Origin of the sequence: Nitratireductor sp. XY-223 (genome assembly GCF_004959855.1) — a bacterium.
GTDB lineage: Bacteria > Pseudomonadota > Alphaproteobacteria > Rhizobiales > Rhizobiaceae > Hoeflea_A.
The window spans coordinates 876,898-892,043 of the sequence record NZ_SPNT01000002.1 but is presented as its reverse complement, the minus strand read 5'-3'; the positions used below and the strand labels follow the sequence as shown (position 1 = coordinate 892,043).

Below are 15,146 nucleotides of genomic sequence, written 5' to 3'. Positions count from 1 at the left end.
CTCACAGCGCGATCGTGACGTCCCAGGGCAGATCGCAACGGTCGCGATGGTAGGGCAGCCGCGCCCTCGCCCTGGCGACGCGATCCAATTCGAGCCGCGCGGAAATCAACCCCTCACCGCCGCCGGCGCGCGCCAGGTCCTTTCCGTCCGGGGCAACGATGCAGCTGCGCCCCAGATATTCGAGACCGCGCTCCGTACCGGCGTGGTTCGCATAGCAGACGAACTGGCCGTTCTCGAAGGCGCGCGTCGGGATCACCCGGTCGGCGACCACGCCCCACTCGGCGGCGAGCGCCGTCGGCACCAGCACCAGATCGGCCGCGCCAACGCGCCGGAACGCTTCCGGGAATTCGGCGTCGTAGCAGATCAGCAGCGCTACGGTGAAGGCGCCGATCATGAAGGTGGAGCAGCCGGCGCCGCGATCGAAATGGTCGCTTTCGAATCCCGGCGGCAGGAGCAGCTTGCGGTGCGTGCCGATGACGGTTCCGTCCTTCGCGATGCAGGCAGCCGAATTGTAGATCCGGTCCGATTCCTTTTCCGCATAGCCGAAGGCAATCGCGGTCCGGCAGTCCCGGGCAAGCCGGCCGATCCGGCGCAATGCCGGCCCGTCCTGGCTTTCAGCCCAACCGGCGATCGCGTCTCCGACATTGTACCCACACACGAATAGCTCAGGCAGCACCAGCAGGTCGACCGACCGGTCGATTAGGCCCGCGACGGTCTCTTCCAGCCACGCCAGGCGCTCGTCCGGACCGTGCAGGTCGGCGGGACTCTGGGCGACGGCGACATTCAGAGCGTCCTGCATTCTAACCGTCGCTCAGAAGGATCGTGCGGGGATATTCGGTGATGTAGTCGCTGCCGCCATCGGTCACGACGACCGAGTCGCCGATCCGCCCGGCGGTCACGCCGTCGACCGAGATCCCGCCGTCGACGGCGAATGTCATGCCCGGCTGCAGCACCGTTTTGTCGCCGGCCTTCAGTTCCGGCGCCTCAAGATAGGCAACGCCGATGGATCGCCCGGTGCGGTACCCGGTCTCGTAGCCGCGATCGCGGTAGACAGCATTGGCCGCCGCCGCCACGTCCTCCGCGATCGCGCCCGGACGGATCGCCGCGATCGCGGCCTGCTGCGCGGCGATCGCCACCTCCTGGACGCGGGCCGCCTCGTCGGTCACGCCGCCGATATGAAACATGCGGTCGAAACCGAGCTTGTACTGTTTGAACTGCGCCATATTGCAGAAGCAGAAATAGACCGGGTCGAATTTCGCATAGGCCCTGACACTTGCGCGCCGGTGAACCATGGAGGTGTCCGAGCCGCTCTGCAGGATCTGCAGATTGTGGATCATCGGCGAGACGAAACGGTCCCAGCCCCGGTCGGTCAGGAATTCGGCGGCGGCGCGAGAGCCCGCGTCGATGACCGCAATGGCCGATTCATATTCATGCGCCCCTTCCGCCAGGGAGGCATGGGCGGCCGCCATCATCGCGCCCGCGATCGCACCCGCCTGCCGCATGATTTCAATCTCGAAATCGGACTTAATCATCCGCATTTCGCCGAGGACGGGCGAGATGTCGCGCAACGCGGCGTCGGCATAAGCCTCGTCAAGATAGTTGCGCACGATTGCCGGGATGTGGTCGCGCTCGATCCACAATTGCCCCGGATCGTCCCCGACGGCCTCGCCGAGAGCGCGGCTCCAGCTGCGCTGCCCGGCGTCCTCCCATACCCGGATGTCCTCGACCCAGGTCATTTCGCCGACCATTTCGGATTCCATCAGCGGCGTGATGACGACCGGTGCGCTGTCGGCATCGACCACCAGTATGGTCGGCCGTCCGAATTCGATGCCGAGATAGCCCCAGAAACCGGCGAGATAGGCGATGGAACTCTCGTCCGTGAATATCGCCTTGCGAATACCGTGCGCGCGCATCCTCGCCTGCAGGTTCTCGGTTCTCATGCGGGCCTGGTCCAGCATCACCGTCACTCCGTTTTCGGCGCAGCTTTCGTTCTATCCTCACGCCAACGCTTAGCTATGTACAGCTAAGCTGTCAATCTGTATAATTATGCGATTAGAAGACTAGTGGCGATCTATTTGTGTACAGCAATGGGGCATTGAATGGAGATCTTCGACGACGGACAACACCCCCGCGCCAAGCTGGGTTTCGTGCTCCTGGCGACCGAACAGACCATCGAGGAGAACATGTTCCGCCTGGGCCCCGACGGCGTCGGACTGCATTTCACGCGCGCCGCCATTCCCGACAGCATCACGATCGAGAGCCTGTCGGCCCAGGCTGGCGACCTGGCCGGGGCCGCGTCCACGTTGTTGCCCGACGGGAGCCTCGACGTCATCGCCTATGCCTGCACCTCCGGCAGCCTCGTCATAGGCGAGGACCGGGTTTTTGAACAGCTGAAGAAGGGCGCGCCGGCAGCGGAACCGACGTCGCTGATCACCTCGGTGATGAGGGCGCTGCGCCATGTCGGTGCGCGCAAGATCGCCGTCGCAACGCCCTATCTCGACGAAATCAACCGCCGCGAGTGCGACTACCTGGCAAATCGCGGTTTTGAGGTCACCGCGATCGCGGGCCTCAATCTTGAAAAGGACAGCGACATGATCCGCGTCCGGCCGGATTACATCGCGGAATTTGCCGCCGGCCTCGACACGCCCGATACGGACGCGCTGTTCATCAGTTGCGGCGCATTGCGCAGCCTCGATATTGTCGACGCCCTGGAGCGGCGAATCGGCAAACCGGTGATCTGTTCGAACCAGGCGCTGATGTGGGACATGCTGCGGCTGGCCGGTATCGATGACAAAATCGGGGGATACGGTGGTCTATTGGCCAACTGATCGGGGAACGCCGGAGGAAAGGCCGGTATAAGCATGGATATGCCGGAACACGACGAAAGACGCCAGGGCGCGGCCGACCTGCAGGACATCATCCTGGAACGCATCTGCTTTCTGCAGTACCAGCCGGGCGACCAGCTGCGCGAGGCCGGCCTTGCAGCCGAGTTCGGCGTCAGCCGCACGCCGGTTCGGGACGCCCTGAGCCGCATCAGCCACCTCGGGCTGATTGAATCGCGCAACGGCGTCGGCACGGTGGTGGTCAAGCTTTCGGACCGGCAGATCGCCCAGGTCTACGAGATGCGCCTGCAGCTCGCCCCGCTTATCGGCGCGGTTAGCCCGGCCGATGTCCTGGATTCGCATATCGAACGCGCCGAAATCATGCTCGAAGAGGCGAAGCAGCTGGTCGGCGATTTCGACGAAAGGCAATATGTCGTCATCAATCACCGGCTCAACCAGCTGATCACCGATTTGATCGGCAATGCCGTCCTGCGGTCCTTCTGGCGCCAGACCTACTACCAGGCCGCAAGCACCTGGTACAAGGTCGCCGAGAAAGTCGGTCCCGAGGTCGCGCATGCGCTTGTCGAAGAGCTCGCGGATCTTGTCACCGCGCTCCGCCGGCGCGACCTGACCGCCGTCGGGCACATCCAGCGCATCCACATCGGCTATGGATATGCCAGGATAAAAACGTACCTGTTCAACTGAAACGGCCCCCGCCGCAGAGCGGCAGGGGCCTGATTGCTGAATTGACCGCTTATCGCGGTGCCGGTCAGAGGTTGGTGATGGCCGGCGCGTCTTTTTCGAGCGCGACCTTCAGTTTCTCCAGCGCCCTGTTTTCGATCTGGCGCACCCGTTCCTTGGAGATGCCGAGGCTGGTACCAAGCGCTTCCAGCGTCGCGCCGTTCTCGCTCAGCCGCCGCTCCTGGATGATCTTCATCTCGCGCGGATTGAGCTTGTCGAGCGCCGACCTGATCCACTCGGAGCGGCGTTCCTGGTCGATGATGATGCCGACCTGCTCGTCTGGCAGCGGATCGTCGCTCTTAAGGAATTCGATCCGGTCTGAACCCGGTGCCTCCGAATCGGAGACCGGCGCATTGAGCGACGTGTCGGAACCCGAGAGCCGCGCGTCCATGACGGCGACATCCTTGACATTGACGCCCACCGCCAGCGCGATTTCCTGGTGAATGGCGCTTTCACCCATGTTCTCGTTGCTGCGCCACAATTTCGCGCGCAGCCGCCGCAGGTTGAAGAACAGTGCCTTCTGCGCCGAACTCGTGCCGCCGCGCACAATAGACCAGTTGCGCAAGATGTAGTCCTGGATCGAGGCGCGGATCCACCATGTGGCGTAGGTCGAGAAACGCACGTCGCGATCCGGCTCGAACCGCGCGGCCGCCTCCAGAAGGCCGACATGGCCTTCCTGGATGAGGTCGTTCATCGGCAGGCCGAAATTGCGGAATTTCGCTGCCATGGAGATGACAAGCCGCATATGGGCCGTCGCGATCTTGTGCAGGGCCTCCTGATCCTTCTTCTCTTTCCAAAGGACCGCAAGCTCATGCTCTTCTTCGCGGTCGAGATAAGGCGCCGCCATGGCAGCCTTGATCATGTCATTTCCAGCACGAACTCCGCTCATATCGCACTCCTGATTGAATGTTTTCGAAAAACGCTCAACTCGTCTCTTCCGATGGGCCGGAGATATGCGGACCCGCTACGCCCCAATACTACGGGCAAACGCTCTATCCCTACGTAACAATCGTGTGTGCGGATCACCGCAATTACAAGGAAACGCTGTGTTCACGATTTGGAACCAATCGTTTCCGAATCAGAAAAACCTGAGTAAAATACGCAAAAAACCCGGTCATTGACCGGGTCTTCGCATCAATTTGCCGGATTCAGCGTCGCACAGACGCCGCGTTCACTTTCCGGTGAACCCCGGCCGACCGGTCGATCAGGCGGCTGCTTCCTGGGTTTCACCGTCATTGGCGCCGTCGTCGCTGGCCGCCTTGCCGCGCTTCGGACCCTTGTTGAGATTGGTCTCGATCAGCCGCACCGCTTCGGTTTCCGAAAGCTTGTTGACCGCCGCGATCTCGCGCGCCATCCGGTCGAGAGCCGCCTCGTAAAGCTGACGCTCGGAATAGGACTGCTCCGGCTGGTTGTCCGCGCGATAAAGGTCGCGCACGACCTCGGCGATGGAGATGAGGTCGCCGGAGTTGATTTTCGCATCATATTCCTGCGCCCTGCGGGACCACATGGTGCGCTTGATCCGCGCCCGTCCCTGCACAACTTTGAGCGAACGGTCGACAAAGTCCGTCTCGGCGAGCTTGCGCATGCCGATCGAGGACGCCTTGGCAACCGGAACCTTGAGCCGCATCTTGTCTTTTTCGAAATCGATAACAAAAAGCTCCAGCTTGTGGCCGGCGACTTCCTGCTCTTCAATAGCCACGATCTGGCCGACACCATGGGCCGGATAGACAATATACTCGTTGGTCTTGAAACCCTGACGCTGAGAAGACTTTTTCTGCTGGGTTGTCATACGTTTTTTATACTCCCTATTACAGTCCCGGAGACCGCCGGGTTGGGTACTGTTGGACTGACGTCAAGGTCGGACCTTTAACTGCGGTCCGTCCGCCTCGAATGATCGGGGCCGATGGCACATCCGGACAATCAACATCCGTCCATAACTGACAGCCGGACAATCAAGCTGCTGCCAAAAGAACGTCGGTTCGCGGGGATGTTTTTCTTCCGTGATTGTGGCAATCCCGACAGGCTCATAGAACCTGCCTATGGTCAGTTCTATATAAGTACCACAAATTACAGCGCGAATCAATGTTTTGCCGCACTTGCACAATAGCGCTGCAAGCACCAATCACAATATTGGTTAATTCATGAACATTTTCAAGGTGACCCCGCCGGACCGGCCGAAACCGGGCACGAAAGGGACATGAATCCGCTCAGTCGCCCTCGCCGGGCTCGGCCGAGAAATACTTCTCGAATTTGCCTTCCATGCCGTCATATTTCTCGGCATCGGCGGGCGCATCCTTCTTGATCGTGATGTTCGGCCATTTCTCCGCGAACTCGGTGTTGATTTCGAGCCACTTCTCAAGACCCGGTTCGGTGTCCGGCTTGATCGCCTCGACCGGGCATTCCGGCTCGCAAACCCCGCAATCGATGCACTCGTCCGGATGAATGACGAGCATGTTCTCGCCTTCGTAGAAACAGTCGACCGGACAGACCTCCACACAGTCCGTGTATTTGCATTTGATGCAGTTGTCGTTGACGATATATGTCATGGACGGCTCCGGGTGGGTCTTCGTCTGTTGTTGGTCCGACGTTCAGGTAGCGGCTTTGTTTTGCCTTGGCAAGACTGCCGCTTATACAGCACGGTGTCGCATGGCACCGCGCCTTTCTTCCAGAAACGACGTTCTAATTTTTCTGCCGCCCGTGAGCAAATCACTGTCGTCAAAGCGGCGGAGCGCGGACGATCTTGCGTCTGTTACAAATTGTCGCACCCGGCGCGCGACAGTCGCTAGTCGCCGGCAGATTTCCACTTGTCCAGCTGCCGCCGTTCCCGTTTGGTCGGCCGGCCGCTGCCGGCTTCCCGGTAGGGAGGCAGAGCCGCCAGCCCCCTCTCACGGGCCGCCGGCGGCGGGCTTTGGTCCTCGTAAAGCAGCCGCGCCTCGGCATAGGGCCTGCGCCGCGTGCCGGGTTGCAGGACCTTCAGCACCAGAACCTTGCGGTCAAGCGCTATGGTCAGCACGTCGTCGGGCACGACCATCCGGCTCGGTTGATCGATTTTATCGCCATTGATGCGCACACGGCCCGCCTGTGCCAGCTTTGCGGCAAGGGAGCGCGATTTGACGATCCGCGCGAAAAACAGCCACTTGTCGATGCGTTGCCGGCTCTCGGTCATCGCGATCACTTGTTGAGCTGCTCCTTCAATGCAGCCAGTTTCGCGAACGGTGAATCCGGATCGACGGGCTTGTCGCGGCGCGGCGGACGCGACGAAAAGCCGCCGTTCTTGCCGGATTTGTTCGGCTTTCCCTTGAAACCGGCCTTGCCCTTGTACCCGCCGCGTTCGCCGTCGCGCTGATGGCCGCGGTTCTTTCCGCGCCCGGCGCCCTGCTTGTGCTGCTGTTGTCGGCCGCGTCCGCGATTGCCGTCGGTACGGCCGGCCGGGCGCCACAGGAGAACCGGTTTCGGGGGTTCGGCAGCCTCTTCGTCCTTCTTTTCGGAATCGGACGGCGCCTCATTGCTTTCGGCGGCATCGGCAGATCCGGCGGTGCTGGTGGATTCGGCGGCTTCAACAGCGTCGGCGGTTTCAGTGGTTCCGGCTGCTTCGGCACCGCCCGCAGCCTCGGCAGCACCGGCGGCATCGGCAGCGCCGGCGGCATCGGCAGCGCCGGTGGCATCGGCAGCAGATTCCGCCACTGCCTTGTCGTCCGCTTCGGCGGGCTTGTCGTCCTGTTTGGCCTCGGCAGGCTCACTCGCGTCGGCCTTTGGCTCTTCGACCTTTACCGGTTCGCTCTCGCCGGATTTCTCCGGTTCGGCGTCCGGCGCCTTCGGCGCATCCTCGCCGGCCTTGCCGGCACTTTCGGCAACCTTCGCATCAAGCTCGGCGCAATGGGCGGCGACCTCCTCGGCGCTGGCCTCGTCGGCCCGGTAACCGAGGCCCTTGAGGATTTCCTCGATGTCGTCGGGTGTGGCACCGAGAATCGACAGCATGGCCGGTGTCGTCACGAAACGGCGCCCGTCATAGGCCCCGTCAGGACGCGGCCCCGTGTCCGGCTTCCACTGCAGCAGCGGCCGGATGATGTCGGCGAGCCTTTCCAATATGTCGATACGCACGGCGCGCTTGCCGAGGAAGCGGAAACCGGCGAGCCGGTAGAACTCCCGCTCGAAGGACGGGTCGGTGACGATGGAGGTGCGGCCCGCCGCGAGCGCGCCGGTGATCTCGCCGTATCCGGGCTTTTCGAAGCCGTCATTGCGCAGCGACCAGAGCAGCGTGATCAGCTCGGCCGGCGCCGGCTTCAAGAGCGCCGGCATGAAGACATGATAGGCGCCGAAGCGCACCCCGTAGCGGCGAAGCGAGCCGCGCGCATCCTGATCCAGGGCTTTCACGTCGGCGGAAACGTCGCGGCGGAAAAGGATGCCGAAAGCTTCGACCAGGCGGAAGGCGAGCCCCTTGGCCAGGCCTTCGAGGTCCTCGGCCGCGGCGAGATCCTCCAGCGGTTTGAGGATCGAGCTGATCTGGAACCCGACAAAGCGTTCGACGCGGGCGGTTACGACATCGCGCGCCTGCTGCGACAGTTGCTCGTCGGCAAGCAGCACGATACGCGGCTTCAGCGCCTCGTCGCTTTCCGTCAGGCGTGCGACCGGATCGCCCATCCAGCGCACGAAGCCGTCGGACCCGAGCGCGAAATCGCCGTTGCCCGATGCGTGCAGACGTGCGGCGCGCGCCTCGAATTCCAGCGACAGCGATTTCTGCGCTGCCGCCAGCACGGCCTTCGCGTCCGGCCCCTCGGCGCTCGCGTCGGGCGTGAAACGGAACCCGTTCAATTGCCCCACGTGATGCCCCTCGACAAAGACATCGCCGTCAACACCAATTTCAGCTTCAAGCATCGCGTTCTCTCTCAACCGCTTCATGAGCACTGATGTCCTGCGGTCAACGAAGCGTTTCGTCAACCTTTCATGCAACGCATCCGACAGTCGATCCTCGATTTCGCGCGTCTTTTCTTGCCAGTGTGACGGATTCGCCAGCCATCCCGGCCTGTGCGACGCATAAGTCCACGTTCTTATTTGCGATATTCGTGCCGAAAGTGTGTCGATTTCGCCATCGGTCCGGTCGGCCCTGCGCACCTGCTCGGCGACATAGTCCTCGCGCACGGAACCGTGCCGAACGATGTCGCTGTAGATTGTGGCGATCAGGTCGGCATGCTGGGCCGGCGTGATCTTGCGGTAATCGGGCAGCGCGCACACATCCCAGAGCCGTTCGACGGCCAGCGGACCGGTCGCCAGCCCGGCGATGTCGGCATCGCGTGCAAGGTGATCGAGCGCCTGCCGGTCAACCGCCGGCAGCGCCCGGCTGAGGCCGGCGAGTGTCGGCGCTTCATCGAGGCTGGCGCACAGCGACCGCACGGAGCTGAAATCGAGCTGCTTGCTGCGCCATTGCAGCACCTTCAGCGGCTCGAACTCGTGCCCCTCGACGCGCTCCACCAGTTCGTCGGTGAAGGGGTCGACGCGGCCGGTTACGCCGAATGTCCCGTCATGCATGTGCCGGCCCGCCCGGCCGGCGATCTGGCCTACCTCCGCCGCATTGAGGCTGCGGAACTGGTAGCCGTCGAATTTGCGGTCCTGCGCAAAGGCGACGTGGTCGACGTCGAGGTTGAGCCCCATACCGATGGCGTCGGTCGCAACCAGGTATTCCACATCGCCCTGCTGGTAGAGCGCCACCTGGGCATTGCGGGTGCGTGGACTCAGCGCCCCGAGGACCACGGCCGCACCGCCGCGCTGGCGGCGGATCAGCTCGGCGATCGCATAGACCTCGTCAGCCGAAAACGCCACGATGGCCGAACGCCGGGGAAGCCTCGTGATCTTCTTGGCGCCCGCATAGGCGAGGTGCGACAGCCGCGGCCGGGAGACGACGGTCAGTCCCGGCAGCAGTTTCTCCAGGATGCCCCTGACGGTGGCGGCGCCCAGCAACAGGGTCTCCTCGCGGCCGCGCAGGTTGAGGATGCGGTCGGTGAACACGTGGCCGCGCTCGAGATCGCCGGCCAGCTGAACCTCGTCGATGGCGACGAATTCGGCATCCGTCTCCTTCGGCATCGCCTCGACCGTGCACACCGTGTAGCGCGCGTCCTTCGGGCCGATTTTCTCTTCGCCGGTGACGAGCGCGACATTGGCCGAACCGGCCTTGACGCAGATCCGTTCATAGACCTCGCGCGCAAGCAACCGCAGCGGCAGGCCGATTACCCCGCTCCTGTGCGCCACCATGCGTTCGATCGCATAGTGGGTCTTGCCGGTATTTGTCGGCCCGAGCACCGCCGTCACGCCGCGGCCACTGAAGACAAAGGGCTGGTTGGATTGGGAGGGGTTCTGCTGCATCTATTGGGAAACATCTGTGAACTGAACGGTGCTGCCTTAGCACATCAAATGGGTCGGAACACTGCAATTTTCATGGCCGATTTTAAGATTTGGAACAGGGACGGAACGAATCGGCGACGAATCGCTGACTCAAGCCGATTCAGGTTTTGTTCACGGCAAAATATTCCGTTCCGCGGCCCGCAAGCCACAATATGCTGAATCCCGTCGTCCCGGTCCGCTGCCCGCGGCACGCAATAACCGGTCGGCCCGTTAACGAATTCCCGGCCGCCTGGGCCAGAGCGCGGGCGTTATGGTTAACCGATTGTAAACACGGATATATTCTTAACAATCGCTTAATCGGCGCGTCGCGAAAAATCGCCGGGTCCGTTAGGAATACGACCAAAAGCGGAACGAATCGGCGACGAATCGCTGACCTGCAAAGGTTCCGGATCTGTTCTCACAAGATATGGGGGCTGATTTGCACGCGCGCCACTAGTTAGCCGGTGAACTGGATACGGTTTGAAAGCATGGAGAGGCTCAGCGTGTTAACGTTTCGGGCAAATCGCCTGTCATCGGTCCGTTGCCCCGTTCCCGGAACGGCCAGGCGCCCGCGAATCACAAAACAAAAACGGCGCCCGCCGGGCGCCGTTTCGCAACATCGGTTGAACCCGGATCAGACGAAATACTGCCCGCCATTGGCGGAGATGGTCGAGCCGGTTATGAAACCGGCATCGTCCGATGCCAGGAAGACGACGCAGCGCGCGATCTCCTCCGGCTCGCCCAGGCGTCCCACTGGGATCAGCGGCAGGATGCGCTCGTTGAGCACCTTTTCGGGAACGGCGCGGACCATCTCGGTTCCGATATAACCCGGGCAGATGGCGTTGACGGTGATGCCCTTTGCCGCGCCTTCCTGCGCCAGCGACTTGGTAAAGCCGATGTCACCGGCCTTGGCGGCGGAATAGTTGGCCTGGCCCATCTGGCCCTTCTGGCCGTTGATCGAGGAAATGTTGATCACCCGGCCGAAACCGCGGTCGCGCATGCCCGGCCAGACCGGGTGGGTCATGTTGAACAGGCCCGTCAGGTTGGTGTTGATCACGTCGTTCCAGTTTTCCGGTGTCATCTTGTGGAACATCGTGTCCCTGGTGATGCCGGCATTGTTGACCAGGACCTCAACCGGCCCGAGGTCGGCCTCGACCTTGGCGATACCGTCGACACAGGACTGATAATCCGAAACGTCCCACTTGTAGACGGGGATACCGGTTTCCTCCTTGAAGGCGTTGGCCTTCTCGTCGTTGCCGGCATAGTTGGCGGCGACGGAATATCCGGCATCCTTCAGGCCGACCGATATGGCGGCTCCGATACCGCGGGTCCCGCCGGTTACGATTGCGACTTTACTCATGACATCTCCCCAGTGCTAAGGAACAAAGGCGGCCCGCCGGCCGCCCTGCTGATTTCGTTCAAGGCCGCTCGACGCACATGGCAACGCCCATGCCGCCGCCGATGCACAACGTGGCGAGGCCCTTCTTGACGTCGCGGCGCTGCATTTCGAAGAGCAGCGTGTTGAGGACGCGCGCGCCGGAAGCGCCGATCGGATGGCCGATGGCGATGGCGCCGCCGTTGACATTGACGATCTCGGAATTCCAGCCGAGGTCCTTGTTGACCGCGCAGGCCTGCGCCGCGAAAGCCTCGTTGGCCTCGACGAGTTCCAGGTCGGAAACCGACCAGCCGGCTTTCTCCAGCGCCTTCTTCGATGCCGGTATGGGGCCTGTGCCCATCACCTGCGGATCGACGCCGGCGGTCGCCCAGGAGACAATCTTCGCCATCGGGGTGATGCCGCGCTTGCTGGCTTCCTCCTCGCTCATCAGCACGACCGCCGCAGCGCCGTCGTTGATGCCCGAGGCGTTGGCCGCGGTGACCGTGCCTTCCTTGGAGAAGGCCGGGCGAAGCTTCGCCATCTGGTCGATCGAGGCGCCGTGGCGGATATACTCGTCCTGATCGACGACGATGTCGCCTTTGCGCGTCTTCACCGTGAAGGGAACGATCTCGTCCTTGAACCGGCCGGCCTTCTGGGCGGCTTCGGCCTTGTTCTGCGAGGCCACGGCGAATTCGTCCTGCTCTTCCCGGGTGAGCTGCCAGCGCTGGGCGATGTTCTCGGCCGTGTTGCCCATGTGGTAGCCGTAGAAGGCGTCGGTCAGGCCGTCCTTGATCATCGTGTCGATCATTTTCAGATCGCCCATCTTCTGGCCTGCGCGCAGGTTCGCGCAATGCGGCGCCATCGACATGGATTCCTGTCCGCCCGCAACGATGATCGACGCGTCGCCCGTGGCGATCTGCTGCATGCCGACCGCGACCGCGCGCAGCCCCGAGCCGCACAGCTGGTTGAGGCCCCAGGCCGTCGCCTCCTGCGGAACGCCCGCAGACATGGCTGCCTGGCGAGCCGGATTCTGCCCTTCGCCGGCCTGAAGGATCTGGCCCATGATCACCTCGTCGACATCGGCTGGATCGACCCCGGCGCGTTCGAGAGCGCCGGAGATTGCCGTTGCGCCGAGTTCGTGTGCCGGGACGGTTGCAAAGGCCCCGTTGAACGAGCCGACGGCCGTGCGGGCCGCGCTGGCTATAACGATTGCTGGATTTGTCATAGGTCTTCCCTGAAGGTTGGATGTGATCCGGGATCGTGTCATCAATGAAATTGAAGCAGGTTGCCGCGGAAGTCAAACGCACCTGCAGCATAAGCGCAATTCCTTGTCCTGCGCGGCTCAGCCGGCTTTGGGCCGCCGCGCTCGCCGCATTGCACAAAGCACTTGAAATAATGCTATACTTTTGCCTGCACTCATGATCATCTTGTTGCGCGTACCGGAATTTACAGGCTTTTCTTGACGTCGGCTCCGGGACAAAAAATACAGTTCTTCCCGTCAGGGATCCTCAGCCGGGGGTTCCGAAAGGGGCGTCAACGCGGCATATGCCGGCAGGGAGGTAGCATGCATGGCCAAGGCTGATGGGCAAATCGTCATCAAGAAATACGCCAATCGTCGGCTCTACAACACGGGCACCAGCACCTATGTGACGCTCGATGACCTGGCGGTCATGGTCAAGAACGGCGACGATTTTGTCGTCCTCGACGCCAAGTCCGGCGATGACATCACGCATTCGGTTCTGACGCAGATCATTTTCGAGCAGGAATCGAAGACCGGCAACACGCTGCTGCCGGTGTCGTTTCTGCGCCAGCTGATTTCCTACTACGGCGATCAGATGCAGATGCTCCTGCCTTCCTATCTGGAACACTCGATGAGCGCCTTCACCGCCCAGCAGGATCAGATGCGCGAGCAGATCACCAAGGCATTCGGTGAAACGCCGATGGCCCGCAACATGCAGATGCCGATGCAGATGATGGAAGAGCAGGTGCGCCGCAACACCGAGCTCTTTCAGCAGGCGATGAAGATGTTCTCGCCCTTCGCGGCAACGGATGCCAAGCCCGCCGAGGACGAAAAGCCGAAGGCCGAGAGCAAGGACCTGAAGGAACTGAAGGACCAGCTTCGGGCGTTGCAGGACAAGCTCGACTCCATGGACGGCTAAGGCCGGGATCTATGAACCGCTGATTCCGGTTCGGCTGGTGCGCGACGCGCCCTGCGGCGCGAGCACCGGCACGAAGACGCGGCGCGACGCCCGTTCGGCCACCGGCAGCCCCTGATAGAGGCGCTTCTGCGCCTCGACGATCACCAGCCCGCTGAAGAAGGGCCAATAGCGCCTGCCGAGCCGCTCGGTCGTGCGCGCCATGCTCTGGATCGCCTTGTGCCGCGACGGCGGAAAGAAAAGCGCCTCGGCAAATGCGCCCGGGGTGAAACTGGCCTCGCGCAGCAGTTCGGTGATCTGGTTGCGGGAATAGGGCGTTCCCGAACCGAAGGGCGTATGCTCCAGCCGCGCCCACACGCCTCGCCGGTTCGGCACCGCGATCACCAGCCGCCCGCCCGGCGCCAGCACCCGCCAGGCTTCCTTCAGTGTTTCGCGCGGGTTCTCCGCATATTCCAGCGAATGGATCATCAGGATGCGGTCGATCGAGGCGTCCGGCAGCGGCAGTTCCTCGTCGAAGACCAGCGCCGTGGCGGAGGCTTCCAGGGTCGGCCAGTTGATGGCGCCCTGGCCGGCGGGCATGAAAGCGAATGTGCGCTCGGCATCGCCCCGGAACCGGTCGAGATAGGGCGCGGCGTACCCGAGACCCATGAGGCGCTCGCCGGGCAGTTCGGCCCACAGCGACGAAAGCGCCATTCCAATGGCCTCCTGCGCAAGCTTTCCGAGCCGCGTATGGTAAAACTGCCGTAAATCGACGATATCGGTGTGCATGGGGCAAACCTAGTGCGTCGGGCGCGCGATTTGAAGCGTTGTATGGCTGTTATCGCGCTTCGTTCGAATTGGCGTTAACAGGCCGGCAGGCTTTGTTTATACAACGGCTGAAGCAAGAGACCGGGAGGAAAGATTGGCTGAGATCAAGATCGAGCAGTTTCCGTGCCGCCAGGACAATTTCGGCGTACTCGTCCATGATGCGAAGACCGGCGTGACGGCATCGATCGACGCGCCGGAGGAAGCGCCCATCGTCGAGGCACTGGAACGCATGGGCTGGGGATTGAATCACATATTCATCACCCACCATCACCTCGATCACGTCGAGGCCGTTCCGGCTTTGAAGGAGCGCTACGGCGCAAATGTCTTCGGGCCGGCCTCCGAGGCCGCAAAGATACCCGGGATCGACGAGACCGTGTCCGACGGTGACCGCTTCCAATTCGGCAGCCTCGCGGTCGATGTGATCGAAACGCCCGGCCACACGCTCGGCCATGTCTGCTACTACATGCCGGAGGCAGGGGTGCTTTTCGCCGCCGACACGCTGTTTGCGCTCGGCTGCGGCCGTATCTTCGAAGGCACGCCCGAACAGATGCACACCGCGCTGCAGCGCCTCGCCGCCCTGCCGGACGAGACGATCGTCTATTGCGGCCACGAATACACGGCTGCGAACGCGGCCTTCGCCGTTACGGTCGACCCGAAGAACGCGGCGCTGGCAAGCCGGGCCGAGGAGATTGCCCGGCTGCGCAACGCCGGCATGGCGACGCTGCCGACAACGATCGGTCTCGAAAAGGCGACCAACCCGTTCCTGCGCCCGTCCGATCCGGATATCCGGGCACAACTCGCCATGACGGACGCCTCCGACGCCGACGTGTTTGCCGAAATCCGCCGCCGCAAGGACAGTTTCTGAATGAG

Annotated in this window: 14 protein-coding genes; 4 read left to right on the top strand and 10 right to left on the bottom strand. The window is 62.5% G+C overall.

Translation table 11 applies throughout. From position 1 onward, the window contains the following. Window position 1: 1 nt before the first annotated feature. Both E4M07_RS10785 and E4M07_RS10780 read right to left on the bottom strand, forming a co-directional pair. Window positions 2-799 carry a carbon-nitrogen hydrolase family protein gene (locus E4M07_RS10785; protein WP_136658297.1) on the bottom strand — a complete coding sequence of 266 codons (798 nt, stop codon included), beginning with the start codon at window positions 797-799 and terminating at the stop codon, window positions 2-4. A gap of 1 nt (window position 800) precedes the next feature. Then, entirely contained in the window at window positions 801-1,958 is a 1,158-nt protein-coding gene (locus tag E4M07_RS10780) for a M24 family metallopeptidase (RefSeq protein WP_136658296.1), read from the bottom strand. 141 nt (window positions 1,959-2,099) lie between these two features. On the opposite strand from E4M07_RS10780, the gene E4M07_RS10775 reads away from it, so the two are divergent. Together E4M07_RS10775 and E4M07_RS10770 are read left to right on the top strand one after the other, a co-directional pair. Beyond that, the gene (locus tag E4M07_RS10775; protein ID WP_136658295.1) at window positions 2,100-2,828 is read left to right on the top strand and encodes an arylmalonate decarboxylase; all 729 of its coding nucleotides are present in this window, start codon (window positions 2,100-2,102) and stop codon (window positions 2,826-2,828) included. A 33-nt stretch (window positions 2,829-2,861) separates the two neighbouring features. Continuing rightward, window positions 2,862-3,527: a GntR family transcriptional regulator gene (locus tag E4M07_RS10770; RefSeq protein ID WP_136658294.1), complete on the top strand. Its 666-nt coding sequence runs from the start codon at window positions 2,862-2,864 to the stop codon at window positions 3,525-3,527. A gap of 64 nt (window positions 3,528-3,591) precedes the next feature. On the opposite strand, the gene E4M07_RS10765 is transcribed toward E4M07_RS10770, so the two are convergent. The 7 genes from E4M07_RS10765 to E4M07_RS10735 form a co-directional block, all read right to left on the bottom strand. After that, a complete protein-coding gene (locus tag E4M07_RS10765; protein ID WP_246660411.1) occupies window positions 3,592-4,452 on the bottom strand; it encodes an RNA polymerase factor sigma-32 in 861 nt (286 codons plus the stop codon). 315 nt (window positions 4,453-4,767) lie between these two features. After that, window positions 4,768-5,352, bottom strand: a complete 585-nt coding sequence (locus E4M07_RS10760) for a CarD family transcriptional regulator (RefSeq protein WP_136658293.1) — start codon at window positions 5,350-5,352, stop codon at window positions 4,768-4,770. Window positions 5,353-5,770: 418 nt separating this feature from the next. Beyond that, window positions 5,771-6,109, bottom strand: a complete 339-nt coding sequence (gene fdxA / locus E4M07_RS10755) for a ferredoxin FdxA (protein WP_136658292.1) — start codon at window positions 6,107-6,109, stop codon at window positions 5,771-5,773. 236 nt (window positions 6,110-6,345) lie between these two features. Next, the gene (locus E4M07_RS10750; RefSeq protein ID WP_136658505.1) at window positions 6,346-6,729 is read right to left on the bottom strand and encodes an RNA-binding S4 domain-containing protein; all 384 of its coding nucleotides are present in this window, start codon (window positions 6,727-6,729) and stop codon (window positions 6,346-6,348) included. A 5-nt stretch (window positions 6,730-6,734) separates the two neighbouring features. Next, window positions 6,735-9,920 carry a helicase-related protein gene (locus E4M07_RS10745; protein ID WP_136658291.1) on the bottom strand — a complete coding sequence of 1,062 codons (3,186 nt, stop codon included), beginning with the start codon at window positions 9,918-9,920 and terminating at the stop codon, window positions 6,735-6,737. A gap of 652 nt (window positions 9,921-10,572) precedes the next feature. Then, window positions 10,573-11,298 carry a beta-ketoacyl-ACP reductase gene (locus E4M07_RS10740; RefSeq protein WP_136658290.1) on the bottom strand — a complete coding sequence of 242 codons (726 nt, stop codon included), beginning with the start codon at window positions 11,296-11,298 and terminating at the stop codon, window positions 10,573-10,575. A gap of 58 nt (window positions 11,299-11,356) precedes the next feature. Then, window positions 11,357-12,538 carry an acetyl-CoA C-acetyltransferase gene (locus E4M07_RS10735; RefSeq protein ID WP_136658289.1) on the bottom strand — a complete coding sequence of 394 codons (1,182 nt, stop codon included), beginning with the start codon at window positions 12,536-12,538 and terminating at the stop codon, window positions 11,357-11,359. 343 nt (window positions 12,539-12,881) lie between these two features. On the opposite strand from E4M07_RS10735, the gene phaR reads away from it, so the two are divergent. Further along, entirely contained in the window at window positions 12,882-13,472 is a 591-nt protein-coding gene (gene phaR, locus E4M07_RS10730) for a polyhydroxyalkanoate synthesis repressor PhaR (RefSeq protein WP_136658288.1), read from the top strand. A gap of 9 nt (window positions 13,473-13,481) precedes the next feature. On the opposite strand, the gene E4M07_RS10725 is transcribed toward phaR, so the two are convergent. Then, the gene (locus E4M07_RS10725) at window positions 13,482-14,237 is read right to left on the bottom strand and encodes a class I SAM-dependent methyltransferase (protein ID WP_136658287.1); all 756 of its coding nucleotides are present in this window, start codon (window positions 14,235-14,237) and stop codon (window positions 13,482-13,484) included. Between the two features lie 133 nt (window positions 14,238-14,370). On the opposite strand from E4M07_RS10725, the gene gloB reads away from it, so the two are divergent. After that, a complete protein-coding gene (gene gloB, locus E4M07_RS10720) occupies window positions 14,371-15,141 on the top strand; it encodes a hydroxyacylglutathione hydrolase (RefSeq protein ID WP_136658286.1) in 771 nt (256 codons plus the stop codon). Window positions 15,142-15,146: the final 5 nt, after the last annotated feature.